Here is a 24,894-nt window from a genome sequence, read left to right as displayed (position 1 = left end):
CAAATGAAGCAGGCGTTACATGCAAAACTGGGTTTGTATGTGGTAGCTACCGTCTGGGCCGGGGCTATGCCCGCTTACGCCCAGGCGCCAGCCAATACCGGCGGTATCTACGCCTGCACGGATGCCAATGGGCGGCGCATTACTGCCGACAGGCCCATTGCCTCTTGCATTGACCGTGAGCAGCGTGTGCTCGGCAACACCGGCGTTGAGCTGCGCCGTGTCGCTCCTACGCTGACAGAGCAGGAGCGCAATGCGCTGGACGCCAAGCGCCGCCAGGAGCAGGCGGATCAGGCGCGCATTCGTGAAGAACGCTCGCGGGATCGCGCCATACTGGCTCGCTACCCCAATCAGGCCGCGCATGATGCCGCCAGAGCCGAGGCCACAGGCCAGGTCGATGATGTGATTGGCGTGGCCCAGCAGCGACAGGTCGAGCTGAAAGAGCGCCGCCGCAAGCTCAACACCGAGCTGGAGTTCTACCAGAACGATCCCAAGAAGGCGCCCGCCAATCTGCGCCGCCAGCTGGATGACAACACCGAAACGCAGGCCGATCAGCAGCGCTTCATCAAGCAGCAAGATGAAGAAAAGCAGCGCATCAACCAGCGCTTTGATGCCGAGCTGCAGCAGCTGCGCAAGCTATGGAGCGAGCAGCCTCCGGTGGCTCCGCGCTCGCACTGATGCACTGATTGGGGCGCTACTGAGGGACGCTACAGGGCGCGCTTCAGTCCTGATCCTCGAGGCTGCTTTTGTGCATGAGCATCACACGGCCCAGCAGCAGGGCCGCAATCCAGGCGATACCTCCGACGATCAAAGGCGCTTGCACCAGCAGCGGCGCTTGCGCCATCAGCATCAATGCATCGGCCTGCCATAGCGTGCGGTAACTGGTGAGCAGGCCGTAACCCAGCCACAGCAGCATGCCAGCACTGGCGATGGAGGCCATGGTGCGCATATTGCGCCCGTCACGGCTGCCTGTGGGCGTGCGCAAAGCGGCGCGCCACAGCCAGCCTATGGCGGACAGCACCAGCAGCACACAGGCGCAAAGAGACAGCGGCAACCACAGGGTAAGAGGAATCAGCGACATGGCGCGGCACTTTAGCCCAGTTGTTTGATATACCCATCGTCAGAAAACAAAATACCCACCGAAGTGGGTATGCATGAAGTGCTCTTCAGGGCTTTCAGGCAGCAAGCCAGACTGCATGATTGCCTGGCACGGGCTGAATGCCCAGCACCGCGGCATGGCGGGCCAGTAGCTCCTCAAACGTCTTGATGGATTCGCTGCTGGCAGCGCTGCCTTCGTATTCTGTAGCGACTTGCGTTGCGGTGAAGGAATGGGCTCCAAAGCTTTGCACGATATTGCGCAGCTTGTCGAGGTTGGGGGTGAACACAGCGTCCATGGCAGCAACTCCTTTTTCGGCAATCAAAGCTCTACGTTCCACAGTTTAGCCAGCAAGTCGTGCAGGGCAAGAGGAACTCTGCGCAGAGGGCTAATGATTCAGCGAAAGCAGGGTGCGAATGACGTCAGAGCGGGTGATGACGCCCACCAGCGTCTTGCCCCGCAGCACAGCAATGAACTGCACGGTGTGCGATGCCAGTTCCTGCAGCAAATCGCCCAAGGGTGTGGCTTCCTGCACACTCATCTCAGGGGCGCGCATCAAATCCTGTGCCACGGATTGCTCTTTCGCTGGCTTGGCACGCAGGCGTTGCCACAGGTTTTGCTGCTGCCGCGCACGGTGGCCTTGCCACAGCCAGTCAAACAGGTCGGCACGCAGAACGCGGCCAATCAGCTCGCCCTGCGCATCAACCACGGGCAGGCACTTGACGAGGTGGCGGTGAAACAGCTCGGCAATTTCTTCCAGCGGGGTTTGCGGGCTCACGGTCACCAGCTTGGCAGACATGACCTCACCACAGCTCACGGCGCTCATGCGGCGCTTGATGGCATCTTCTTCGGCAGCAGCCAGCATCACGCCCAGATCTTCAGGCGAGAGGTTGTTGCTCTGGTCAAAGCGCTGCAGCAGTTGCTCCAGATCCTGCTCGCTCAGCGCCAGTTGTGTGGCTGGGCGCTGGGCCTTGGCGATCTGGGGTGGCTGGTGCAGATAAGGGCGGCCGCAGGCGCGGTGGTAGAGCACGCCCACGGCGACCAGCACTGCCGAGAGCGCGGCCATGGGCACCAGCAGATACCAGCCCATCGGCAGCAATTGCTCGGCAGAAAGCACCGTCAGCAAGGCCACGGCGCCGCCCGGCGGGTGCAGCGCACGCAGTGCCAGCATGATGGCAATGGCACCCGCCACAGCCAGTGCGGCCATGGAGGTCTGAGAGAGTGTGGGAAATGCCCAGAGCAGCAGCAACGAATAGAGTGCAGGCGCGGTGTTGCCGACTACGCAGTTCCACGGCTGGGCCAGCGGGCTGCTGGGCACAGCAAACACCAGCACCGCAGTCGCCCCCAGTGGCGCGAACAGAAAGAGGGCATGGGGAACGAAGTGATCGACCATGCCCACCAGCATGCCGGCCAGAGCCAGCCCCAGACCCGCGCCTATGCAGGAGCGAATCAACTCCTTCCACGATGCGCGGGAGGCCACAGGGCCCAGGCGTTGCCACAGTGTTTGAATGAGGGGCATATCTTTGAGCGGTTAGTTATCAAAAATGATAGCTGTCTGCGCAATGTTGTAGGTCTTATGCGGTAATTTTGACAAAAAAAAGCGCCACAGGGCAAGCTGTGGCGCTTTGGGCACAGAGGTGCCTGTCGTGTCTGTATCAGGCGGCAGCGGCTGCAGGCACGGCTCCGGCGCTCAGCACCTCGGCCAGTGGCTTGCGCTGTGAGGGCACTTCACGCTCGCGCAGATCGTCGGGCAGGGTGGAGGCATCGGCTCGGCGACCGACGGCAATCACGATCTCGGGCACCAGATGCTCGGGCAGGCCCAGCACCGTGCGGGCTTCATCGGCAGAGAAGCCGCCCATGGCGTGTGTGGCAAGGCCCATGGCGTGGGCCTGCAGCGCCAGATAGCCCCAGGCGCAACCCGCATCAAAGCTGTGCTTGGCGGATGCCTGCTTGTCCGACAGCAGCACGATCAGCGCGCCGGCATTTAGGCACCAGCGGCGGTTGAGTTCATTGGGCAACTGCGAGAAAGCCTGCCAGTTGGCATCGCCGCGCAGGGCGTAGGCAAAGTGCCAGGGCTGCTTGTTGCTGGCCGAAGGAGCCCAGCGGGCGGCTTCTGCCAGTTGCTCCATCTGGGCGGTGCTCAGCGGCTCAGCCACAAAGGCGCGGGGCGACATGCGCTCCAGAAACTGGGGCTGGACGGGGGCGGTGCTTGTACGTGTGGTGCTCATCGTGATATCCGGAAAATGAAACAGGCCCGCTCCCAGAAAGAGCGGGCCTGAAACCATAGCGCAAGCTCCAGCCTGTGTGCTGGAGTCAGGAGATCAGGACTTTTGACCTGATTGCGCGCTGGTGCTGCGCATGTGGCGCTCGATGCGGATCATCACCAGCACCATCATCACCATGACCAGGCAAGAGATCAGCATGGTGGCAAATGCGGTGTCAATGCCCAGAAAGTCCCACTTCTCGGCATCGGGGTTGTCGCCGCGAATCTTCATGGCCGTGCGGTCAAACGACAGCGTGTAGTTGGTCAGCAAGGTGCTGACAATCTGCGCTGCCGGTTGCTGCTGCAGTTTTTTCGCCAGGTTTTCGTTGCCCAGCACGGCTTGCAGCGCCGCAGGCAGGCCCTTGACATAGGCGGCATAAGCGCCTTCGCCATGCTCCATTTCGGCAGCCTGTGCGCGGTCGTTGATTTCAGAGGCAAGGTTGACGGCATCCGTCAGCATCTCGTCCATGGCCTGTGCAGCGATCTCAGCGGCGGCATCGTCAGCCGCCTGCGCTGCGGCGCGGGCCAGACGCTCTTCACGGGTGAAGGTGATGCGGCGGGCTGTCCATGCGGCATCCACCTCGGCGGCGGCAGCATCGGCAGCTTCCTTGTCGCAGCAGGCGTTTTCACGCGCTTCGCGCATCTTGATCTGTCGGTTGACCTCGTCAGCAGACGGTATGGCATCGCCCTTGAGCAGGGGGTGAATCGGCTCCAGCCCCTGGCTGAGGTTGTCCTTCTCGATGCGTTTGCGGGCGGCAGTATCGTTGTAGATAAAGCCGCGCAGCAGGCCGTCGGCCTTCTGGAAGTCCGGGCGCAGGGCGGGGTCTGCCAGACGCTTTTCCAGAGGTACCGAATTGCTCATGCTGCTGAGGTCGCGGCCCGTTTCATCCTCCATGAACTTGACGTCATAGGGGGCGTCCTTCCAGTTCAGCGCCGTGGGTGTGGCCAGAGCTGCATCGTGCTTTTTGGGTTTGTAGTGATCCCAGAGCCAGTTGCCCATGCCGACGATGACGAAGACGGAGAAGGCCAGAAGCACAAGGCGCAGAACTTGTATCAACAAGTCCTCAGCACGGCGCAAGAGGGTCAACATAGGCAATAAATCCTTTTCAAAAGCTTGTGGCATAAGCGCTTGCAACTATGAAATTGGAAGCGCCGAATGACTGGAATTTTAGGAAGTGAATCAGAACGTCGTATTTTGTTACTGGCTTCTGAGCGCAGCAGACCATGGTGCCCCAGGCGGATGTGCAAAACAGGTGTGGAGAGAGTCACTCAGCGCCAGACGATGCACCTAGTTGCTGTAACGAAATTCTGAAACCGCTGTAATAAGGGTTTGAAGGACTGGAGGCCACATCATGGGCAAGACATCGCTGGATAAATCGAAAATCAAGTTTCTGCTGCTCGAGGGAATTCATCCTTCTGCGCTCAAAGTGCTGCACGACGCGGGTTACACCAATGTCGAAGCGCTGACCGGCGCGCTGGAGGGCGAGGAGCTGAAGGCCAAGATTGCCGATGTGCACTTTGTTGGCATCCGCTCGCGCACCCAGCTCACAGCCGATGTGTTTGCCGCTGCGCACAAGCTGGTGGCTGCAGGGTGTTTCTGCATTGGCACCAACCAGGTCGATCTGGGCGCCGCCCGCGAGCGCGGTGTGGTGGTCTTCAATGCCCCGTATTCCAACACCCGCTCTGTGGCCGAGCTGGTGCTGGCTGAAGCCATCTTGCTGCTGCGTGGCATTCCTGAAAAGAACGCCGTGGCCCACCGCGGTGGCTGGAAGAAGAGCGCCGATAACTCCTTCGAGATTCGCGGCAAGACGCTGGGCATTGTGGGCTATGGCTCCATTGGCACGCAGCTGTCTGTGCTGGCCGAAGGTCTGGGCATGAAGGTCATCTTCCACGACGTGGTGACCAAGCTGCCACTGGGCAATGCAAGCCAGTCCAGCGGGCTCAATGACTTGTTGGCCAGGGCCGATATCGTCACCCTGCATGTGCCCGAGCTGGCATCCACCAACGGCATGATGGGCGCGGCGCAGATTGCGGCCATGAAGCCCGGCAGCATCCTCATCAACGCATCGCGCGGCACGGTGGTGGATATTGATGCGCTGGCTGAAGCGCTGAAGTCCGGCAAGCTGCTGGGCGCGGCGATTGATGTCTTCCCCGTCGAGCCCAAGAGCAACAAGGATGAGTTTTTGTCTGCGCTGCGCGGCATGGACAACGTCATCCTCACCCCGCATATCGGCGGCTCCACCATGGAGGCACAGGCCAATATCGGCTTGGAAGTGGCGGAAAAGCTGGTCAAGTACAGCGACAACGGCACAACCACCTCGGCCGTCAACTTCCCCGAAGTGGCGCTGCCCGAGCACCCAGGCAACAACCGCATCCTGCATGTGCACGAGAACCGCCCCGGCATTCTCTCGGCCATCAACCAGGTGTTTGCCGACAACGGCATCAACATTTCCGGTCAGTACCTGCGCACCGATGAGAAAGTGGGCTATGTGGTGATCGACATTGATGCCAAATCGTCCGCGCTGGCGCTGGAAAAGCTCTCGCAGATTGCTGGCACCATCCGCTGCCGGGTTCTTTTCTAAGGCAGTTCACCAAAAAGGAAGCTTCGGCTTCCTTTTTTCATAGCTGGATGCGCTTTATCGATAAGCGTTTGAAGCCTCAAATGCGTGGGAATCCCTCCGCACCATCGCCCTGCGCCCATGCGGCGTATCCATCGTCGCGGGCGCAGGTCTTATAGTGGTCTCTTCACCTTTCGGCCACGTGCCGTTTTTGCAACCCAAGGAGATTCCATGGCAGGCTATTTCGAGTTGAGCAAGAGCAAGGATGAACAGTACCGTTTCGTGCTGAAAGCGGGCAACGGCGAGACCATTCTCAACAGCGAGCTGTACACGACCCGCGCTGCGGCGGAAAACGGCATCGCCTCGGTGCAGACCAATAGCCCACTGGCCGAGCGCTACGACAAAAAGACCGCCACCAACGGCAAGGAATACTTCAACCTCAAGGCCGGTAACCACCAGATCATTGGCACCAGCCAGCTCTACGCCTCAGCCGCCGCGCGGGATGCGGGCATCGAATCGGTGCAGAAAAATGGGCCTGTGGGCACTATCAAGGACCTGACCAGCAGCTGAAATGCATAGCAGCTAGCGCTGTCTGGATCAACGAAAGAGGCCGATCAGGCCTCTTTTTTATGGCTGCCCATCAAGCGAGCTGTGGGCCTGCTATGCCGTTAGTCGCCACAAGCGTTTCGGCTGAATGTGAGATCACTTCTTTTAAATTTGATAGCTGCTTGCGCTTGATGTGATTGGGTTTGAGTTCGATTTTCTGTGAGGCGACATGCCTGGTTGGTGGACAGAGGGCGGGTCTCGGCCCGCCTGCCGACCTACTTTCTTCCGCAAGAAAGTAGGCAAAGAGCTGCACCCCTGCTGTTCACGACCCCTTCGCTGCGCTGCGGGGCAACCTGCGTCGTCAACCTCTTAGGGCTGTGCGGCAAAACTCACTGCGTGCCTTTGGCACTTCGTTCAAACAGATTGCCGCAAGTCAGCGGTTGATGCGTCTGCACTCTGCGGTGCAGCCGCCCGCCCCAAGAGGCTGCCGTCCCAGGCGTGGGCACAAGGGGTGAGATACCGAATGCGAGATAGCTTCGTTAATAAATTAATAGCTGCTACCGCAATTGGAATAAACGCTGGAAGCCAATTTCGTCATAACTCTCGCAGGCCGTCCGTATCCGCTCTCACCCGTGTGTCTGCGCCTGCGGCACGCGGTTCGGGCTGTGGGCATTAGCACCGAAGAGTGCTAATGCTTTGTGATCTGACTTGCGGCAATGTGTTTGAGCGGAGCAGCTTGCTGCGCAGGGAGTTTTGCCGCACAGCAGACTGAATGGCGTGACGCAGGCTTGCCCGTAGCGAAGCGCAGGGACGCAGACAGTCGGGTCGCATTCTTTGGGTTACGTTTCTTGTGCGAGCAAGAAAGGTAACTCGCCTGCCGGGGCGACTCCCGGCCTCTGTCGCTGGCGACAAAGCTGCAATTATTTTGATAGCTGCTTGCGCTTGATGTACTTTGGTTTGAGGCTAATTATCTTCAATTTTTTTGTTTGAACGACATGCCTGATGAGTGGACAGAGGGCGGGTCTCGGCCCGCCAGCCGACCTACTTTCTTCTGCAAGAAAGTAGGCAAAGAGCTGCACCCCTACTGCCCACGACCCCTTCGCTGCGCTGCGGGGCAACCTGCGCCGTCAACCTTTTGGGGCTGTGCGGCAAAACTCACTGCGTGCTTGCAGCACTTCGTTCAAACAGGTTGCCGCAGATTTGATGAAGATGCAGTTGCACTCTGCGGTGCAACTGCCAGCCCCAAGAGGCTGCCGTCGCAGGCGTGGGCACAAGGTGCGAGATACCGAATGCGGGATAGCTTAGCTGCCACCGCAATCTAGATAAGCGCTGGAGGTTGATTTCGTCACAACTCATGTAGGCCGTCCGTACCCGCTCCCACCCGTGTGTCTGCGCCTGCGGCACGCGGTTCGGGCTGCGGGCAACGCTGCCGCAGGACAGCGTTGCATCGTGATCTGACTTGCGGCAAGGTGTTTGAGCGGCGCGCGCAGCGCAAAGCGAGTTTTGCCGCACCGCAGACTGAATGGCGTGACGCAGGTTGCCCCGTAGCGCAGCGAAGGGGACGCAGACAATCGGTGCGTGTTCTTTTGCCTTCTTTGCTTGCACGAGCAAGAAAAGAAGGTCGCCTGCCGGGGCGAGACCCGGCCTCTGTAAGCGAAAAGAAGCACAGGTTATTTTGTTTTAGGTGGTTTTGGCATCTCTTTGGGAGAGTTATTACTTTTCTTTTCTTCAAGAATAGTGCCAATCGATATTATCTTGTCGTTATCAGAAAGAAGATTTTCCGATTGCTTTAAATCTGGCGAAGATAGTTTTAAATCTTGTTTTAGTTCTATGGATTTTTCTATTTCTTTGATCTTTAATATATAGCTGATAATGGCTTGTCTTGATTTTAGGTCAAGTAGTCCTTGGTAGCCAGTCCAGTCATTGCCAAAAAGTAGGGTGTAAATTATTAGTGTAATTGGTATCCATTTTGGTACTGATACACCAATCGATTTAAATCTTATGCGGATATCGCCTGGCGAACTAAACTCGGCCTTAACGGTGCTTATGACGGAGAAGTCAACCGATTCAGAGGTGTTGGCGATAGCTTGGAAAGTATGGTGCTCTATCGAAGAAACTAAATTAAAAAGATCTGCGATTGAGGAAGTCTTTAAATTGTAATGAGAGTTTATTAAAAGCGTTGTGTGTAAATATTCATCTTTTACAAAAAATGGGAAAATAGAGTGATAAATACTTTCGGCAAATTTATTTACATTAAATACTGTTAGGTTTGATTTTAAAGAATTTCTCAAATCATAGGGTAATCTATTCCGAGGAATGATTGGGCCCCAAATAACATTACGCCTCAGTGAAATTTTTCCTCTGTAGCTTGGGTCTTCGTCATTTGCATGAAAAATACTATTGCTCAGAATTCTACCGACGCAGATATGGCTTTGATCTAAAGTTATTACCCAGTCGTTGGGGCAAATCTTTTGAATGAATGATCTTATTTGCCGAAGCTTGCCATGATTAATAGCATCGCTGTCGTATAAAGAGTAAATTTCTCTAACTAGATCATCATTAGATGAGGCGAGAGGTAGTTCGTGATTGTCAAGATGAGCAATCCCAATAAATTTTTCTTGAATGAATTTTCTGAAAAGAGTGCCTTTGTCTGCGCGCACAACCCAGAAATTTCTTTGATGATTAAAAATTGGAATCACAAAAAAGCCCCCCGAAGGAGGCTTAATTTACCAGAAGTAACAGTTGGCTATGTGTGCTTTGCACTTGGTCGCTATATCTGGGCGGATCTTGCTCTTTCACGCCCCCGGCAAAAAATACCCCGCCTTATGCTGATTCCGAGCACTACTAACACATAGCTTGAGCCTAGCCTCCATGTACTGCCGCACTTCCGAGCGATCACACATCTGCGCCAGATCTTCCCAGTACAGCAAGCTGGTGAATGAATTTTTCGCCGACTCTGCCGCCTCGCTTTCGGCCACTGCAGGGGCTGCGGGCACGGGTGTGGGCACATAGATAGGCAGGTGCACCGGGGGGTAGTTGCGCACAGGGCGCTCGGCCACTTCTTCCTTGCGGCGGGAGGTCAGCAGAAAGTAATGCTGCTTGGCGTTGGCCAGATGGGGCTTTTTCTCGGCGTCAAACACCTTGTCCAGCCGCTCCACCCCTTTGGCCACATCGGCGGCATAGGTCCAGTTGGTCAGGTACTTGGTTTCGATGAACAGAAAGGTCTGCCGCGCCGTGTCGGAGATGAGCACGTCAGAGAGCTTGCTGCGCAGGCGTTCGTGGCACAGGTAGGCGTGGGTGTCGAACGAGACGTTGGGGCTTTGGATAACCAAGTCTTCGCGCCCTGTGACTTCCTGGATGTAGCGGTTGAAGTGGACGATGCGCTTGGCATAGCCGGCCGTGAATTCATTGAAAAAGTAGCCAGCAAAGAACTTGGTGCAGAGGTTGCGCTCTTTTTCGGATTCGATGAGGGTGGCGTTCGAGAAGATCACTGAATTTTTTCTGAGCTGGCTGCGCAGGGCATGGAGTCCGACGCCGGGGATGACCGGAAAGAAACAAGGCCGCAGGCATGAACTACCTGCGGCCTTGAGCATTATCTGGGGACAGAGGCACGTCTTCAGGGACGTGCATGTAACAGAGTTAGGCCAGTTTGGCCTTCAGCACCTCGTTGACCTGGCCGGGATTGGCCTTGCCCTTCGATGCTTTCATCACCTGGCCGACCAGGGCGTTGAAGGCCTTGTCTTTGCCTGCGCGGTATTGCTCGACGTTGCCGGGGTTGGCGGCGATGACTTCGTCGATGATGGCTTCCAGCGCGCCGGTGTCGTTCATCTGCTTGAGGCCCTTGGCTTCGATGAGGGCATCGACGTCCTGGCCTTCGCCGGTCCACAGGGCTTCAAACACGGTGCGGGCGGCGTTGTTGGAGATGGTGCCGTCGGAGATGCGCGCAATCATGGCACCCAGCTGGGCGCTGCTGACCTTGACGGCATCCATGCCGATTTCTTCCATGTTCAGGCGGCGCGAGACTTCGCCCATCACCCAGTTGGAAGCCAGCTTGGCCTGCTTGCACACGGCGGTGGTGTCTTCAAAGTAGGCGGCTACGGCCTGGCTTTGGGTCAGGATGGTGGCGTCGTACTCGGGCAGGCTGTAGCTTTCGACAAAGCGGGCAGCCATGGCGCGGGGCAGCTCGGGCATGGTGGCCTTGACTTCGTTGACCCAGCTCTCGGCCACGACCAGCGGGGGCAGGTCGGGGTCGGGGAAGTAGCGGTAGTCGGCCGCGTCTTCCTTGGTGCGCATGGCGCGGGTTTCGCCCGTGTCGGGGTTGAACAGCACGGTGGCCTGCTGAATCTTGTGGCCGTCTTCGATCTGCTCGATCTGCCAGAGGATTTCGAAATCGATGGCGATCTGCATATTGCGGAACGAGTTCAGGTTCTTGATCTCGCGGCGGGTGCCCAGCGGCTGGCCGGGCTTGCGCACGGAGACGTTGGCGTCGCAGCGGAAGCTGCCTTCTTGCATGTTGCCGTCGCAGATGCCGATCCAGGTGACGATCTTGTGCAGTTCCTTGGCGTAGGCCACGGCTTCTGCAGTCGAGCGCATGTCGGGTTCGGTCACGATTTCCAGCAGGGGCGTGCCGGCGCGGTTCAGGTCGATGCCGGATTGGCCGATGAACTCGTCGTGCACGGACTTGCCGGCGTCTTCTTCAAGGTGGGCACGAACCAGCCGCACGGTCTTGAGGACGTTTTCCTTGCCTTCTTCCAGATAGAAGCTGACTTCACCGCCTTGGACGACCGGAATCTCGAACTGGGAGATCTGGTAGCCCTTGGGCAGGTCAGGGTAGAAGTAGTTTTTGCGGGCAAAAATGCTGCGCGGCGCAATGGTGGAGCCGAGGGAAAGGCCCAATTTGATAGCGCATTCCACCGCCTTTTTGTTCATGACCGGCAGGGTGCCGGGCAGGGCCAGATCGACGGGGCTGGCTTGCGTGTTGGGCTCAGCGCCAAAGGCGGTGCTGGCACGGCTGAAAATCTTCGACTGGGTGGCCAGCTGGGTGTGGGTTTCAAAGCCGATGACGACTTCGTAGCCATTGATCAGTTTGACTGTCATATGTATCTAGTCCTTCCTGCGTCTCTTAAATACCGGCGGGGTTGCGCAGGTGGAAGTCGGTCGCTTGCTGGAAGCGGTGGGCGGCGTTGAGCAGCTTGGCTTCGCTGAAGTAGTTGCCGATCAGCTGCAGGCCCACGGGCATGCCGCCATCGCCAAAACCGGCGGGCAGGCTCATGCCAGGCAGACCCGCCAGCGATGCGGGCAGGGTGAAGATGTCGGCCAGGTAGTTGCTGACCGGGTCGGCCTTGGCACCAATGGCCCAGGCCGTGGTGGGGGCAGCGGCACCGGCGATGACGTCGCAGTCCTTGAAGGCGGCCTGGAAGTCGTCGGCGATCATGCGGCGAATCTTCTGCGCCTGCAGGTAGTAGGCGTCATAGTAGCCTTCGCTCAAGACATAGGCGCCCATCATGATGCGGCGCTTGACCTCGTCGCCAAAGCCTTCGGCGCGGGTCTTTTTGTACATGTCGTTGAGGTCTTCGTACTGGGCAGCACGGTGACCGAACTTCACGCCGTCAAAGCGCGAGAGGTTGGACGAGGCTTCTGCGGGCGCGAGGATGTAGTACACGGGCACAGACAGCTCGGTGCGCGGCAGGGCCACGGGCACCAGCTTGGCACCCAGCTTTTCGTATTCCTTCAACGCGGCATCGACGGCGGTACGCACGTCAGCGCTCAGGCCTTCGCCAAAGAACTCGGCGGGCACGCCAATGCGCAGGCCTTCGATGCTGTCGTTCAGCTTGGCGCTGAAGTCTTCGGAAGGGTAGTCCAGGCTGGTGGAGTCACGGTCCAGATCGGGGCCGCACATCTCGCTGAGCAGCAGTGCGCAGTCTTCGGCGCTGCGACCCATGGGGCCAGCTTGGTCGAGCGACGAGGCAAACGCGATCATGCCGTAGCGGCTGGCGCGGCCATAGGTGGGCTTGATTCCGGTGATACCGCAAAACGATGCGGGCTGGCGAATCGAGCCACCGGTGTCGGTGCCGGTCACGGCCGGGGCCAGGCGCGCGGCCACGGCAGCAGCCGAGCCACCTGAGGAGCCACCGGGCACGCGATCCGTGCTCCAGGGGTTGCGCACGGGTTGGGCGCTGTCAAAACCGACCGGGGCCACGGCGGAGTTTTCGTTGGCGCCGCCCATGGCGAACTCGTCGCAGTTGAGCTTGCCCAGCGTCACGACACCCGATTCAGCCAGCTTGCGCACCACGGTGGCGTCAAACGGCGACTGGTAGCCTTCCAGCATCTTGCTGGCGGCGGTGGTGGGGAAGTCTTTGGTGGCGAAGATGTCTTTGTGCGCAATGGGCACGCCGGCCAGCTTGCCGCCCTTGCCTTCAGCAATCAGGGCATCAGCCGCCTTGGCTTGCGCCAGCGTGGCGTCTTCGTTGATGGACACAAAAGCGCCCAGGTTCTGATGCTGCTTGGCGCGGGCCAGAAAGTGCTGGGCTGCTTCGACGGAGGAGACCTGCTTGGCGCGCAGCTGCGCGGCCAGCTCGGCCACGCTCAATTGGTGGAGTTCGGTTTGGCTCATTGTTCTGTGTTTCTTGCGCGTTTACTCGATGACCTTGGGGACCAGGAAGTAGCCGTTTTCGGCCGCCGGTGCGTTTTGCATGTTGGCGTCGCGGTTATTGGTCTCACTTACCAAATCGTCACGTAGCCGTAAGGCGATGTCCTGAATGGCTGCGACGGGGTGTGACAAAGGGCTGACGCCTGAAGTATCCACAGCCTGCATTTTTTCGACGATGCCGAAAAAGTTGTTAAGTTGCGCGAGCATGCGCTCACTTTCATCTTGAGACAACTCAAGGCGAGCCAAGTTGGCGATACGCGCAATATCTTGTTCGTTCAATGCCATAGAAATCTTTTAAGAGGTCAGCCACGTGTAAAGCAGTGTTTCTGACCAGGACAGTAGAAGTTATTCACAGGGGATACGGTATTATCTCGGCTTTGCCGCAATACCCTCATTGAGCTGGTCATTGTGCAAAAAAAGCCCACCCACCCAGACTCCCTTACCTATACCCCGGCGACGGCCCGCCGATGCGCTTGCCGTGCCTGAGAGGACCTTGAATGTTCGGAGCTTTCCGTCGGTACTTCTCCACCGACCTTGCCATTGACCTTGGCACTGCAAACACCCTCATTTTCGCCCGTGATAAGGGCATTGTCCTTGACGAACCTTCGGTCGTTGCCATTCGCCACGAAGGCGGCCCCCACGGCAAGAAGGTGATTCAGGCCGTGGGCCGTGAAGCCAAGGCCATGCTGGGCAAGGTGCCCGGCAATATCGAAGCCATCCGCCCCATGAAGGATGGCGTGATTGCCGACTTCGTGATCACCGAACAGATGATCAAGCAGTTCATCAAGATGGTGCATCCCCGCTCGGTGCTGACTCCCAGCCCGCGCATCATCATCTGCGTGCCCTGCGGCTCGACCCAGGTCGAGCGTCGCGCTATTAAAGATGCGGCCGAAGCGGCTGGTGCGACTGCGGTGTACCTGATTGAAGAACCCATGGCTGCCGGTATCGGCGCGGGCCTGCCCGTGTCTGAAGCCTCGGGCTCCATGGTGGTGGACATCGGCGGCGGCACCACCGAAGTGGGCGTGATCTCGCTGGGCGGCATGGTCTACAAGGGTTCTGTGCGCGTGGGTGGCGACAAGTTTGATGAGTCCATCATCAGCTACATCCGCCGCAACTACGGCATGCTGATCGGCGAACCAACCGCTGAAATGATCAAGAAGCAAATTGGCTCGGCCTTCCCTGGCTCTGAAGTCAAGGAGATCGAGGTCAAGGGTCGCAATCTGTCTGAAGGCGTGCCACGCAGCTTCACCATCTCTTCCAACGAAGTGCTGGAAGCGTTGACCGATCCGCTGAACCAGATCGTCTCCGCTGTGAAAAACGCACTGGAGCAGACGCCTCCCGAATTGGGCGCTGACATTGCCGAGCGCGGCATGATGCTGACCGGTGGCGGTGCGCTGCTGCGCGATCTGGATCGCCTGCTGGCCGAAGAAACGGGTCTGCCCGTGCTGGTGGCCGAAGAGCCGCTGACCTGTGTGGTGCGTGGTTGCGGCATGGCGCTGGAGACCATGGACCGTCGTCAGGGCAGCATCTTCACCAGCGATTAATCGCTGCGCACTGTGGTGTCTTGCAGTACGCGGCATAGTGAGCGTACTGCACCCACTTATCCACAAACAGGGCTTGAGTCCGTGATACGCCTGCATACCGCGCTCTCTTTTTGCATTCCTCCTGATCTAGGGGGCTGTGCGTACACGGCTATTGCCCAGAGGCGCGCATGAGCCTGGAAACTCTTGATCACCGCGCTCCATCACTGTTCAAGCAACAGGCCTCGCGCACTTCCCAGCTTGCCCTCTACAGCGCCTTGGCGCTGTTTTTGATGGTGGCCGATGCGCGTTTCAAGATCACGACGCCGGTGCGCTCTGCTGTATCGGCGGCGCTTGCGCCCGTGCAGTGGGTGGTGGCCCAGCCTGTGCTGGCCTATCAAAATGCCAGCCGCTACGCGGAGGTACAGCAGCAGGCGGTGGCCCGCGAAGACGCTGCCCGCAAGGAATTGGTCGTCATGGCCCAGCGTGCCGAGCTGGCCGATGAGCTGATTAAAGAAAACGAACACCTGCGCTCCATGCTGGAGCTGCGCGAACGCAGCATTACGCCGGGGCAGGTGGCTGAGGTGGTTTATGACAGCCCCGACCCTTACACGCGCCGCGTGGTGATTGACAAGGGGCAGGTGGACAAGATTGCGCCGGGCTCGCCCGTGCTGGATGAAAAAGGCGTCATCGGGCAGGTCACACGCGTCTATCCCACTCGCGCTGAAGTCACTTTGCTGATCGACCGCGATCAGGCCATTCCCGTCTTCAACCCACGTACGGGTGCGCGCAGCGTGGCGTATGGCGATGCGTCTTCGTTGCGTTCTGGCGGGCTTGAGCTGCGTTTTATGCCCAGCAATGCCGATGTGCAGGTGGGCGACTTGCTGACCACCAGCGGTGTGGATGGGCTGTACCCCTCTGGCCTGCCTGTGGCCAAGGTGGTGACGGTGGACCGCCGCGCTGATTCGGCCTTTACCCGCATCTATTGCGAGCCCGTAGGCCGGGTGCAGGGCGTGCGCCACGTGATGGTGCTCGCGCCGCAAGGCCGTACCGAACACCCCGAAGCCGCCAATATGCAGGTACAGGGCGATGCCGAAAAGGCCGATCGTGCCGCCAGGGCGCGCAGCAAGAACGAGCAAGCGGCTGCCGAAAAGAAGGCGGCAGAAGCCAAGGCCAACAAGCCTGAAAAGCCCGCAAAGGACCCCGCATGATCATGCCGCGCGGCCAGCAGCTGTTGCTGCCGGTCAATCCTCTGTTCATTGTGGTCACGGTGCTGATTGGCCTTGCCATCAACATGCTGCCGCTGGGCCGCATCGTCTGGCTGCCTGACATGCTGATGGTGCTGCTCGCCTTCTGGAGCCTGAACCAGCCCCAGCGCATCGGTCTGGGCATTGCCTTTGTGCTGGGCCTGATCATGGATGTAGACCGGGCCTCTTTGCTGGGCCAGCATGCGCTGGCCTATACGCTGCTGGTGTATGTCACGGGCTGGATGAGCCGCCGCCTGCTGTGGTTCTCCAGCCCGGTGCAGGCCCTGCACCTGCTGCCGCTGTTTGCCGTGGCGCATGGCATTCAGGTGCTGCTGCGCGTGGCCACGGGGGGCGTTTTTCCTGGGCTGGAGTTTTTGCTGGCCCCTGTTTTTGAAACCTTGCTGTGGCCCATCGTCAGCGTGGCTCTGTTAGCTCCGCAACGCCGTGCGCCGGATAGTGATGAAAACCGGCCGCTTTGATATGGGCACCCCCTTGAGTCGCTTCGCGCCTTCCCCCGCAGGGGGACGACAGCCTTGCTGCGGGGCGGCCCTTGCTTGCTGTCTCGGATTTGAGTTGAGCCAGTGTCATGGGGCTCGTAGCTAATGGAAATTCGTAACACTGAAGTAGAGCTGCAGCGCTTTCGGATGCGCGCAGTCGTGATGTGCTGCGTGGTATTTCTGGCTTTTTGCCTGCTGGTCTGGCGTTTGCTGATGCTGCAGGTGGTGCGCCATGAAGAGTTTGCTGAGCGTGCCGAGAGCAACCGCACGGCGGTCGTGCCCATCGTGCCCAACCGGGGCCAGATTCTGGACCGCAACGGCGTGGTGCTGGCCACCAATTACTCGGCTTATACGCTGGAAATCACGCGCTCCAAGGTCGATGGTCTGGATGACACCATCGACGAACTGAGCGAGATTATCGATATTACCCCGCGTGACCGCCGCAAGTTTAAGCGGCTGATGGATGACTCCAAGAGCTTCGAGTCCATCCCCATTCGCTCGCGCCTGAGTGATGAAGAAGTGGCCAAGTTCACGGCTCAGCGCTATCGTTTTCCGGGTGTGGATATCAAAGCACGCCTTTTCCGCTCATACCCTCTGAAGGAAGTGGGTGCTCACCTGATTGGATACATTGGTCGTATCAATCAGCGTGAAAAAGAAGACATTGATGACTCCGATGACGCAGCGAACTATCGCGGCACTGAAGTCATGGGCAAGCTGGGTGCTGAAAAAAGCTATGAGCTGCAGTTGCACGGCCAGACAGGCTGGGAGGAAATGGAAACCTCCGCTGGCGGCCATGCCGTGCGTCGCCTGGGTAGCCGCCCCGCCACGCCGGGCCACAGCCTGCAGCTATCAATCGACATCAAGCTGCAAAAGATGGTGGAAGACCTCTACGGCAGCCGCCGCGGCGTTGCCATTGCCATTGATCCGCGCAACGGCGAGCTGCTGGCCATGGTCAGCAAGCCCACCTACGACCCCAATCTGTTTGTAGACGGTATCGATCAGGAAAACTGGAAGGCGCTCAACGAGTCGCTGGACCGTCCCTTGCTCAACCGCTCCATGCGCGGGACCTACCCAGTGGGCTCGACTTACAAGCCGTTCATGGCTCTGGCCGGTATCGAAAGCGGCAAGCGCACGGCTGGTACTGTGATTCAAGACGGTGGCTCATGGACTTTTGGCGGGCACACCTTCCGCTCAGGCCATGCGCTTGGGCCGGTCGATCTGGTGCGCGCCATTCAGCATTCCAGCAATGTGTACTTCTACACACTGGCCAATGAGATGGGCGTGGATGCGATTCACGACTTCATGAAGCCACTGGGCTTTGGCCAGATCACCGGCATCGACCTGCCCGGCGAAGTGCGTGGTGTGCTGCCCAGCAAGGAATGGAAGCGCAAGACCTACAAGCGCGCCGCCCAGCAGCAGTGGTTTGGCGGCGAGACGATTTCTCTGGGCATTGGTCAGGGCTATAACAACTTCACCATCCTGCAGCTCTCGCATGCGCTGGCCTCGCTGGTCAACAACGGCATGAGCTACACGCCCCATGTGGGTAAGGAACTGATTGATGCCGTGTCGGGCACACGCACCGCCATTGTTCAGCCAGACCCCGTGAACCTGGGCTACAAGCAGGCCAATGTCGATGCCGTCAAGCGTGGCATGGTGGGCGTGGTGACGGGCGGTACGGGCCGTGGTGTGTTTGGCAGTGCCAGCTATCTCTCGGGTGGCAAGACGGGTACGGCGCAGGCCGTGTCTGTGGGCCAGAAGGAAAAGTACAACGCTTCCCGCCTGACCGAGTACCAGCGCGACCATTCGCTCTACATTGCCTACGGCCCGGCTGAGAATCCCAAGGTGGCAGTCGCGGTGATTGTGGAAAACGCAGGCTTTGGCGCGGCGGCGGCGGCTCCCATTGCGCGCCGCATTCTGGACTACTGGCTGGTAGGCAACTACCCCAGCGAGGCCGATATTGCCGCGGTACGCGTTGGCAAGGCGGGTGCACCCATTGGCACGCCCCGCCGTGCGGCAGATATCTCGGTACTGGCTGACGACGAGACTGCGCCTTAGAGCGTAAACGCGTTCTTAAAAATGATAGCTGCTAACGCTTATCTAATAAGCGTTATCGCAGAAAAGCGTCGTAGCCCGTTTTCAAAATCAACAGGCTGACTACGCCGATGAAAATGCTGCGCACAAAGCCCGTGCCGTGGCGCAGGGCCATCCACGTTCCCAGCATGCTGCCCAGCACATTGGCCACAGCCAGCGGAACCGCAAAGTGCCACCACACATGGCCTTTGAGCGAGAACAGCAGCAGCGCAGCGGCGTTGGATGCCAGGTTCAGTAGCTTGGCGTTGGCCGAGGCATTGAGAAAGTCATAGCCCAGCAGGCGCACGAACAAAAACACGAAGAAGCTTCCTGTGCCGGGGCCAAAGAAGCCATCGTAAAAGCCAATGAGCAGGCCGATGGCGCTGGCCGTCAGCATCTCGGCGCGGCCTGCCAGCCGCGGCTCGTGGTCGCGGCCCAGCTCTTTTTTGGCCAGGGTGTAGCACAGCACGCCCAGCAAGATGATGGGCAGCAGCTTGCGCAGAAAGTCTGGCGAAATCTCTGTCACCGCCCACGCCCCGACAAACGCACCGATCAGCGTGGTGCCAATGGCCGGTAGCAGCGTGGCCCAGGTGATGTGAACGCGCTTGCTGAACTGCCATGCCGAAATGCCAGTGCCCCAGACGGCAGCGCTCTTGTTGGTGCCAAACAACGTGGCCGGCGTGGTGGTGGGGAAGGCGGCGAACATGGCAGGCACCAGAATGAGGCCGCCACCGCCCACGATGGCATCAACAAACCCGGCCAGAGCCGAGGCGAGGGAAACAAGAATCCATTCCATGGTGTGCTGCTTGCAATTGGTGCATGCCGTGAGCGACGACGGGCCTGCTGGCGGGCGTCGCTGGGTGATGCGGGTGTCTGAACGAGAAGGCCGCCTTGAAGACGGCGGGGCATTGTCGCACCGCAGCAACTCACCTGTGAGCGGGCATAAAAAAAGCGCCCCATGAGGGGCGCTTTTGAACGCATCTTTGATGCTTTTATATGTATTAGTCTGGTTGTGTCGAGTTGTCTCCTCGGCCCTCCATGCCACTTCGTAGAGCAGCGAGAGTGACGAGAATGTAAGGGCTGCACCTTCGTGGTGCATTGGGGAATTCCCTTGGGTGATGTAGAAATTGTCTTACAAGGCAAGTGGATTGTTACTGACCGTAGTTTTTTGCTTTTGATAAATGTCAAAAACAATAGCGTCATATCTATATGACAAAACATTCTTAGGTTAATTTGATGGAGTGACCTTCGTCAAGAATGCAAAGCCATAGATCGCGCGAAAAAAGTGCGCAGGCCGAGAAAATTTGGCTCGGATCAGCGCTTGATTTTGCGTTCCCTGAGTAATTTTGTCGGCCTTTTGCGGGATGCACTTTTATGGCGTTTCCTGAATCCAGCCCGCAGCCTTCTCGGCCATCATCAGCGTGGGGCTGTTGGTGTTGCCGCTGGTGATGCTGGGCATGGCCCCGGCATCAATCACGCGCAGACCTTGCACGCCCCGCACCTTGAAGCGGCTGTCCAGCACGGCCATGGGGTCGTCCTCGCGGCCCATCTTGGTGGTGCCCACAGGGTGAAAGATGGTGGTGGCAATGTCGCCCGCCAGCCGGGCCAGATCTTCATCGCTTTGGTACTGCACGCCGGGCTTCCATTCCTCGGGCTTGAATGGCGCGAGCGCAGGCTGGGCCACGATGCGCCGCGTCACACGCAGACTGTCGGCCGCGACCTGGCGGTCTTCGGGCGTAGAGAGGTAATTGGGCGCAATCGCCGGTGCTTTGCGGAAGTCTGAACTTTGCAGCTGCACCGTGCCCCGGCTGGTGGGGTTGAGGTTGCAGACGCTGGCGGTGAAGGCGGCAAAGTCGTGCAGTGGCTCACCAAAAGCATCCAGCGACAGGGGTTGTACGTGATATTCAAGATTGGGGTGGGCGAGCGACGGGTTGCTGCGCGTAAAGGCACCTAGTTGCGATGGCGCCATGCTCATGGGGCCGCTGCGCTTGAACGCGTATTCAAGCCCGATGGCGGCCTTGCCCCAGAGGCTGCTGGCCATGGTGTTGAGTGTCTTGGCGTTCTGAACTTTGTAAACCGAGCGAATCTGCAAATGGTCTTGCAGATTCGCACCCACGCCGGGCAGGTCGCGCCGCACGGTAACGCCGCGCTGCTGCAGCAAATCGCCAGGGCCTATGCCCGAGAGTTGCAGGAGATGCGGTGAGTTGACAGCGCCTGCGCACAGCAGCACCTCGCGCGTGGCCTGCACGGTGACCATTTCATCGCCGGTCCAGACTTCGGCGCCTGTGCAGCGCTGGCTGCCATCGGGTAGGTCTTCCAGAATCAGGCGGCTGACCTGGGCGCGCGTCCACATCTCGAAGTTGGGGCGGCCGTAGCAGGTGGGGCGCAAAAAGGCCTTGGCGGTGTTCCAGCGCAGACCGGCCTTCTGGTTGACTTCAAAGTAGCTTACGCCTTCGTTGCAGCCCCGGTTGAAGTCGTCGGTAGCCGGAATGCCTGCCTGCTGCGCGGCCTGAGAAAAGGCGTCGAGGATGTCCCAGTGCAGGCGCTGCTTTTCCACACGCCATTCGCCGCTGCCGCCGGTGCTTTTGCTGCCGTGCATCTGCTTGAAAGAGTCGCTTGCATTGGCGCTATGTTCTGCATCCAGTCGCCAGTGGTCTTCATGCTGGCGAAAGGCGGGCAGCACCTGATCCCATTGCCAGGTGTCGTCACCCGTGAGCTGTGCCCACTGTGCATAGTCGCGGGCCTGGCCGCGCATATAGATCATGCCGTTGATGCTGGAGCTGCCACCCAGCGTCTTGCCACGCGGGTAGCGCAGGCTGCGCCCGTTAAGGCCTGCGGCGGGCTCGGTCTGATAGAGCCAGTCAGTGCGCGGGTTGCCTATGCAGTAGAGGTAGCCAACGGGGATGTGAATCCAGTGGTAATCATCCTTGCCGCCTGCTTCTATCAGCAGAACCCGGTGATTCTTGTTGCGGGTAAGACGGTTGCACAGCAGCGAACCTGCTGTGCCGCCGCCGATGACGATGTAGTCAAACTGGGTGTCACTCATGGGCAGATCAAAGGCCAAGTACGGGCCGGGTACGGGTTTGCGGGCAGGCCAAACCTTCAGGGGTCATAGGCAAAAAGGCTGATTCATTAAGTGCGATGGAGCAGGTGGTGTCGATAGGGAAAGCGCTTGAGTACTCCTGTTTTTGAAGCAGCTCGCGCAATACTGGTTTCAGATTTTGCGATTTTTTGATAAAAATTGCAGCGGTATCATCGTGTGCTCAAGCGGCAGCGGCCTACGCGCTGCGTTTGGCATGCTCTGTGCGTGTATACGGGCTGGCGCGTTATGCTGACCTCCTCTGGTTAGCCAGCCTCCCTCATGTCCTAGGAAGCGTTTCTTTGTCCAGCTCAGACCAACTACCTCAATGTCCGCTGCAGACCCGTGATGGTCAGCAATGGGCCGTGCCTATGGGCCGCTGGAGTGCTGCGGAGCTGGGCGATCGTCATATCTGGCGTCAGCTGGCCCCGCAGATCAAGGCCGTCCCCAAGGGCGTCGCCTGGGACCTGCAGCAAATGGCCAGGTTCGACCATATCGGCGCGCAGCTGCTGTGGGAGCAGTGGGGCAAGGTCTGGCCCGAGAAGCTGGAGATCACCAGTACCCAGCGCTCCATGCTGGAACGTGTGGCCAAATTCAGTTCAGTGCCTGAACCCAAGCCCGAATCATCGGGCTGGATGTGCAATGTCTACCTGCTGGGTCAGATGGTCATAAGTGCTTGCGGGCACTTCTGGAGCCTGATCCGGCTGATAGGTCAGTTGCTGCTGGACTGCATACGTCTGGTGCGCAACCCGGCTCGCGGCCCCTGGCGCGATATTTCTGGGCATCTTTATGCAACGGGCGCTACAGCCTTGCCCATTACGGCGCTGGTGGGCTTTTTGATTGGCGTGGTGCTGGCCTATCTGATGGCGCTGCAGCTGCGCCAGTTTGGTGCAGAGTCCTTTATCGTCAATATTCTGGGTATCTCGCTCATTCGTGAGCTGGGCCCTTTGCTGGCCGCCATTCTGGTGGCGGGGCGCAGCGGCTCGGCCATCACCGCGCAGATTGGTGTGATGCGTGTGACTGAGGAGCTGGATGCCATGCAGGTCATGGGTATCTCCAAGGGCTATCGCCTGGTCATGCCGCGTGCACTGGCTTTGGCCGTGTCCATGCCGTTGGTGTCGTTGTGGACGATTCTGGCTGCGCTGGCAGGCGGCATGGTGGCGGCAGACCTGACCATGGATATCACGCCGTCCTACTTCCTGCAGTCCTTGCCCGCGGCCGTGAAGGTCGGCAATCTGGCGCTGGCCATGGGTAAGTCCATTGTGTTTGGCGTGATGATTGCGCTGATCGGCTGCCACTGGGGTCTGCAGGTGGAACCCAATACCCAGAGTCTGGGGCGCGGCACTACGGCATCGGTGGTGTCGTCCATCACCATGGTCATCATCGTGGATGCGATCTTCGCCATCCTCTTCAGAAATGTGGGGTTTTAAGATGAATTACCCCCTGAGCAGCTTCGCTGCTTCCCCCTGGAAGGGGGGCGACTCCTTCGCTGTGGGGCGGCCCTTGCTCGGTGTCTCCGACATGGAGCAGGCCGGTTTTGGAGGGCGCGCGAATGGCTGAGGTGATGCAAAACCGCCAGATCAAGGGTGCGGTGGGTGGCTATGTGCCGCCGCAGGATGTGGCGCCACTGGTGCAGGCCAAGGATTTGTGGACCGAGTTCGGCGAGGGCGCGTCGCGCTTTGCTGTGCACCAGGATTTGAATTTCGATGTCTACCCGGGTGAAATCCTCACCCTGGTGGGCGGCTCGGGCACAGGTAAGACCGTGCTGCTGCGCCAAATACTGGGCCTGCTCTCTCCATCACGCGGGACCGTCACGGTCAGTGGGCGTCCTTCGCGTGAAGTCATCAGCGGCGAGCTGGCCGCGAGTCAGGTGGGCATGCTGTTTCAGCAGGGCGCGCTGTACTCGGCCTTCAGCGTGCTGGACAACATTGCGTTTGCGCTGCGCGAGCAGGGCACGCTGCCTGATGCCGTAGTACGCGATGCGGCCATGGTCAAGTTGCAGATGGTGGGCCTCAAGCCCGAGCATGCGACGCGCATGCCAGCCGACCTGTCGGGCGGCATGATCAAGCGCGTGGCGCTGGCCCGCTCGCTGATGATGGACCCGCCACTGCTGCTGCTCGACGAGCCTACCGCCGGGCTGGACCCCAAGGGTTCGGACGAATTTTGTGAACTGCTGCGTGATATTCATGCCGAGCTGGGCCTGACCGTCATCATGGTCACCCACGATCTGGATACGTTGTTTGCGCTGTCAACGCGCGTGGCCGTGCTGGCCGAGAAGAAGGTGCTGGTGACCGGCGCGCCGCGCGATGTGGCTGAGGTCAAGCACCCGTTTATCGAACACTTCTTCCAGGGAGAACGTGGCCGCCGCGCCATGGCCCCGGTGCAAGGCGGCCCTGCCGCAGAGGAAAGCTGATGGAAAACAAGTCCCACGCCATGGCTGCCGGCATCTTTGTGCTGGTGGTTGCAGCCCTGCTGGCAGGGCTGGCCGTCTGGCTCACGCGCGATAACCGCGAGTACCAGCTCTATGAAATGTCCACCAAGGACGGCGTCAGCGGCCTGCAGCCGCAGGCCACGGTGCGCTACAAGGGCGTGCCTGTAGGCAAGGTGGTGCGCATTAGCTTTGACCCGCAGATCCCTGGCAATGTGCTGATTCGCGTGGCTGTGGGCGAGGACACGCCCGTAACCCCCGCCACCTATGCCCAGCTGGGCTACCAGGGCGTAACGGGTCTGGCCCACATTCAGCTTGATGATGATGCCAAAGCGCCGGAGGAGATCAAGCCCGGCCCCAGCGGCTTGCCGCGCCTGCGCATGAAGTCTTCGCCGCTGAACATGCTGGCCGATCAAGGCCCGGTGCTGCTGGAGCGGGTTGATGAAATTTCACGCCGCCTCAACGCCATGCTGGGCGAAGACAACCAGAAGCACATGAGCGAGGCGCTGCAGAACATTGCCGCCGCTGCGGGCAGCGTCAACGAACTGGCTGGCACCATGAACAAGGCTGCTGCTGGCTTTCCACAAATTACCACGGATGCACATCAGACCCTGCAGTCGCTGACCAAGGCAGGTAACGCCGCCACTGGCGTGGCCAATGGCCTGCAGGACACGGTGCGCAAGATCAACGCCCCCGATGGCCCGCTCAAACAAATTGCCGATGGCACGCAGGCGCTGTCTCAGGCGGCAGACTCCATGGGCCGCAACACTCTGCCACGCGTGAACCGCGCTGCCGATGATTTCTCACGCGCATCGCGCAGCCTGAGCAATATGGCCAGCCGCATCGGCGACAACCCGCAGTCTGTCATCTATGGTGCAGGTGTGGGTCAGCCTGGCCCGGGTGAGACCGGTTTTGTGGCTCCGGCAGCCGCGCATTGATCTGAC

Annotated in this window: 22 protein-coding genes; 10 read left to right on the top strand and 12 right to left on the bottom strand. The window is 59.3% G+C overall.

The genetic code is table 11. The annotated features are described in order from the left end of the window. Positions 1-3 precede the first annotated feature (3 nt). A complete protein-coding gene (locus RSF91_RS06910) occupies positions 4-675 on the top strand; it encodes a DUF4124 domain-containing protein (RefSeq protein WP_332567714.1) in 672 nt (223 codons plus the stop codon). 43 nt (positions 676-718) lie between these two features. Here RSF91_RS06910 and RSF91_RS06905 read toward each other — a convergent pair whose 3' ends face one another. The 5 genes from RSF91_RS06905 to RSF91_RS06885 all read right to left on the bottom strand — a co-directional run bounded on the left by RSF91_RS06905 (position 719) and on the right by RSF91_RS06885 (position 4,446). Continuing rightward, positions 719-1,078 carry a hypothetical protein gene (locus tag RSF91_RS06905; RefSeq protein ID WP_332567713.1) on the bottom strand — a complete coding sequence of 120 codons (360 nt, stop codon included), beginning with the start codon at positions 1,076-1,078 and terminating at the stop codon, positions 719-721. Between the two features lie 94 nt (positions 1,079-1,172). Further along, positions 1,173-1,391: a hypothetical protein gene (locus RSF91_RS06900; protein ID WP_099740087.1), complete on the bottom strand. Its 219-nt coding sequence runs from the start codon at positions 1,389-1,391 to the stop codon at positions 1,173-1,175. Between the two features lie 90 nt (positions 1,392-1,481). After that, positions 1,482-2,612: an HPP family protein gene (locus RSF91_RS06895; protein WP_332567712.1), complete on the bottom strand. Its 1,131-nt coding sequence runs from the start codon at positions 2,610-2,612 to the stop codon at positions 1,482-1,484. 136 nt (positions 2,613-2,748) lie between these two features. Continuing rightward, a complete protein-coding gene (locus RSF91_RS06890; RefSeq protein ID WP_332567711.1) occupies positions 2,749-3,321 on the bottom strand; it encodes a nitroreductase family protein in 573 nt (190 codons plus the stop codon). A gap of 93 nt (positions 3,322-3,414) precedes the next feature. Further along, the gene (locus RSF91_RS06885) at positions 3,415-4,446 is read right to left on the bottom strand and encodes a hypothetical protein (RefSeq protein WP_332567710.1); all 1,032 of its coding nucleotides are present in this window, start codon (positions 4,444-4,446) and stop codon (positions 3,415-3,417) included. 262 nt (positions 4,447-4,708) lie between these two features. On the opposite strand from RSF91_RS06885, the gene serA reads away from it, so the two are divergent. Together serA and RSF91_RS06875 are read left to right on the top strand one after the other, a co-directional pair. Further along, on the top strand, positions 4,709-5,938 hold the full coding sequence (gene serA / locus RSF91_RS06880; protein ID WP_332567709.1) for a phosphoglycerate dehydrogenase: 1,230 nt from the start codon (positions 4,709-4,711) through the stop codon (positions 5,936-5,938). 207 nt (positions 5,939-6,145) lie between these two features. Beyond that, positions 6,146-6,484, top strand: coding sequence for a YegP family protein (locus RSF91_RS06875; RefSeq protein ID WP_332567708.1), 339 nt, complete (start codon positions 6,146-6,148; stop codon positions 6,482-6,484). Positions 6,485-8,130: 1,646 nt separating this feature from the next. Here the strand turns inward: RSF91_RS06875 and RSF91_RS06870 are convergent. From RSF91_RS06870 to gatC, 5 genes are all read right to left on the bottom strand, one after another. Beyond that, positions 8,131-9,120: a hypothetical protein gene (locus tag RSF91_RS06870; protein ID WP_332567707.1), complete on the bottom strand. Its 990-nt coding sequence runs from the start codon at positions 9,118-9,120 to the stop codon at positions 8,131-8,133. Between the two features lie 135 nt (positions 9,121-9,255). Continuing rightward, entirely contained in the window at positions 9,256-9,951 is a 696-nt protein-coding gene (locus RSF91_RS06865) for an excinuclease ABC subunit A (RefSeq protein ID WP_332567706.1), read from the bottom strand. 148 nt (positions 9,952-10,099) lie between these two features. After that, a complete protein-coding gene (gene gatB, locus RSF91_RS06860; protein ID WP_332567705.1) occupies positions 10,100-11,557 on the bottom strand; it encodes an Asp-tRNA(Asn)/Glu-tRNA(Gln) amidotransferase subunit GatB in 1,458 nt (485 codons plus the stop codon). Positions 11,558-11,582: 25 nt separating this feature from the next. Continuing rightward, the gene (gatA, locus tag RSF91_RS06855; protein ID WP_332567704.1) at positions 11,583-13,073 is read right to left on the bottom strand and encodes an Asp-tRNA(Asn)/Glu-tRNA(Gln) amidotransferase subunit GatA; all 1,491 of its coding nucleotides are present in this window, start codon (positions 13,071-13,073) and stop codon (positions 11,583-11,585) included. A gap of 21 nt (positions 13,074-13,094) precedes the next feature. Continuing rightward, the gene (gatC, locus tag RSF91_RS06850) at positions 13,095-13,394 is read right to left on the bottom strand and encodes an Asp-tRNA(Asn)/Glu-tRNA(Gln) amidotransferase subunit GatC (RefSeq protein WP_332567703.1); all 300 of its coding nucleotides are present in this window, start codon (positions 13,392-13,394) and stop codon (positions 13,095-13,097) included. 212 nt (positions 13,395-13,606) lie between these two features. Between gatC and RSF91_RS06845 the strand changes: the two genes are divergently transcribed. The 4 genes from RSF91_RS06845 to mrdA all read left to right on the top strand — a co-directional run bounded on the left by RSF91_RS06845 (position 13,607) and on the right by mrdA (position 18,428). Further along, positions 13,607-14,653, top strand: a complete 1,047-nt coding sequence (locus tag RSF91_RS06845; RefSeq protein WP_099739859.1) for a rod shape-determining protein — start codon at positions 13,607-13,609, stop codon at positions 14,651-14,653. 167 nt (positions 14,654-14,820) lie between these two features. Next, complete coding sequence (gene mreC, locus RSF91_RS06840) at positions 14,821-15,840, top strand: rod shape-determining protein MreC (RefSeq protein ID WP_332567702.1); 1,020 nt, start codon at positions 14,821-14,823, stop codon at positions 15,838-15,840. Continuing rightward, a complete protein-coding gene (mreD, locus tag RSF91_RS06835) occupies positions 15,837-16,355 on the top strand; it encodes a rod shape-determining protein MreD (RefSeq protein ID WP_332567701.1) in 519 nt (172 codons plus the stop codon). The genes mreC and mreD overlap by 4 nt, the downstream gene beginning before the upstream one ends. Positions 16,356-16,478: 123 nt before the next feature. Beyond that, the gene (gene mrdA, locus RSF91_RS06830) at positions 16,479-18,428 is read left to right on the top strand and encodes a penicillin-binding protein 2 (RefSeq protein ID WP_332567700.1); all 1,950 of its coding nucleotides are present in this window, start codon (positions 16,479-16,481) and stop codon (positions 18,426-18,428) included. 52 nt (positions 18,429-18,480) lie between these two features. Here mrdA and RSF91_RS06825 read toward each other — a convergent pair whose 3' ends face one another. Both RSF91_RS06825 and RSF91_RS06820 read right to left on the bottom strand, forming a co-directional pair. Beyond that, the gene (locus RSF91_RS06825; RefSeq protein WP_332567699.1) at positions 18,481-19,239 is read right to left on the bottom strand and encodes a sulfite exporter TauE/SafE family protein; all 759 of its coding nucleotides are present in this window, start codon (positions 19,237-19,239) and stop codon (positions 18,481-18,483) included. A 576-nt stretch (positions 19,240-19,815) separates the two neighbouring features. Continuing rightward, positions 19,816-21,489, bottom strand: a complete 1,674-nt coding sequence (locus tag RSF91_RS06820) for a GMC family oxidoreductase (RefSeq protein WP_332567698.1) — start codon at positions 21,487-21,489, stop codon at positions 19,816-19,818. Positions 21,490-21,824: 335 nt separating this feature from the next. Here RSF91_RS06820 and RSF91_RS06815 point away from each other — a divergent pair, with 335 nt between their 5' ends. The 3 genes from RSF91_RS06815 to RSF91_RS06805 all read left to right on the top strand — a co-directional run bounded on the left by RSF91_RS06815 (position 21,825) and on the right by RSF91_RS06805 (position 24,888). Next, positions 21,825-22,952 carry an MlaE family ABC transporter permease gene (locus RSF91_RS06815; RefSeq protein ID WP_332567697.1) on the top strand — a complete coding sequence of 376 codons (1,128 nt, stop codon included), beginning with the start codon at positions 21,825-21,827 and terminating at the stop codon, positions 22,950-22,952. A gap of 122 nt (positions 22,953-23,074) precedes the next feature. Next, entirely contained in the window at positions 23,075-23,935 is an 861-nt protein-coding gene (locus tag RSF91_RS06810) for an ABC transporter ATP-binding protein (protein WP_442878813.1), read from the top strand. Beyond that, positions 23,935-24,888 (top strand): MlaD family protein, encoded by a 954-nt coding sequence (locus tag RSF91_RS06805; RefSeq protein WP_332567696.1) that lies wholly within the window; start codon positions 23,935-23,937, stop codon positions 24,886-24,888. Before RSF91_RS06810 ends, RSF91_RS06805 begins: the two co-directional genes overlap by 1 nt. Positions 24,889-24,894: the final 6 nt, after the last annotated feature.

The organism is Comamonas sp. (assembly GCF_036643215.1).
Lineage (GTDB): Bacteria > Pseudomonadota > Gammaproteobacteria > Burkholderiales > Burkholderiaceae_C > Comamonas.
Note: the sequence above shows the minus strand (reverse complement) of the source record. Positions and strands in the feature narration are given on the sequence as shown.

Bases quoted from the DNA above. Each gene is read 5' to 3' on its own strand.
- RSF91_RS06905 (WP_332567713.1), bottom strand. From the start codon at position 1,078: ATGTCGCTGATTCCTCTTACCCTGTGGTTGCCGCTGTCTCTTTGCGCC.
- RSF91_RS06825 (WP_332567699.1), bottom strand. From the start codon at position 19,239: ATGGAATGGATTCTTGTTTCCCTCGCCTCGGCTCTGGCCGGGTTTGTT.
- RSF91_RS06820 (WP_332567698.1), bottom strand. From the start codon at position 21,489: ATGAGTGACACCCAGTTTGACTACATCGTCATCGGCGGCGGCACAGCA.
- RSF91_RS06900 (WP_099740087.1), bottom strand. From the start codon at position 1,391: ATGGACGCTGTGTTCACCCCCAACCTCGACAAGCTGCGCAATATCGTG.
- RSF91_RS06895 (WP_332567712.1), bottom strand. From the start codon at position 2,612: ATGCCCCTCATTCAAACACTGTGGCAACGCCTGGGCCCTGTGGCCTCC.
- RSF91_RS06805 (WP_332567696.1), top strand. From the start codon at position 23,935: ATGGAAAACAAGTCCCACGCCATGGCTGCCGGCATCTTTGTGCTGGTG.
- RSF91_RS06890 (WP_332567711.1), bottom strand. From the start codon at position 3,321: ATGAGCACCACACGTACAAGCACCGCCCCCGTCCAGCCCCAGTTTCTG.
- mrdA (WP_332567700.1), top strand. From the start codon at position 16,479: ATGGAAATTCGTAACACTGAAGTAGAGCTGCAGCGCTTTCGGATGCGC.
- mreC (WP_332567702.1), top strand. From the start codon at position 14,821: ATGAGCCTGGAAACTCTTGATCACCGCGCTCCATCACTGTTCAAGCAA.
- mreD (WP_332567701.1), top strand. From the start codon at position 15,837: ATGATCATGCCGCGCGGCCAGCAGCTGTTGCTGCCGGTCAATCCTCTG.
- gatB (WP_332567705.1), bottom strand. From the start codon at position 11,557: ATGACAGTCAAACTGATCAATGGCTACGAAGTCGTCATCGGCTTTGAA.
- gatA (WP_332567704.1), bottom strand. From the start codon at position 13,073: ATGAGCCAAACCGAACTCCACCAATTGAGCGTGGCCGAGCTGGCCGCG.
- RSF91_RS06875 (WP_332567708.1), top strand. From the start codon at position 6,146: ATGGCAGGCTATTTCGAGTTGAGCAAGAGCAAGGATGAACAGTACCGT.
- RSF91_RS06845 (WP_099739859.1), top strand. From the start codon at position 13,607: ATGTTCGGAGCTTTCCGTCGGTACTTCTCCACCGACCTTGCCATTGAC.
- RSF91_RS06810 (WP_442878813.1), top strand. From the start codon at position 23,075: ATGGCTGAGGTGATGCAAAACCGCCAGATCAAGGGTGCGGTGGGTGGC.
- serA (WP_332567709.1), top strand. From the start codon at position 4,709: ATGGGCAAGACATCGCTGGATAAATCGAAAATCAAGTTTCTGCTGCTC.
- RSF91_RS06885 (WP_332567710.1), bottom strand. From the start codon at position 4,446: ATGTTGACCCTCTTGCGCCGTGCTGAGGACTTGTTGATACAAGTTCTG.
- RSF91_RS06910 (WP_332567714.1), top strand. From the start codon at position 4: ATGAAGCAGGCGTTACATGCAAAACTGGGTTTGTATGTGGTAGCTACC.
- gatC (WP_332567703.1), bottom strand. From the start codon at position 13,394: ATGGCATTGAACGAACAAGATATTGCGCGTATCGCCAACTTGGCTCGC.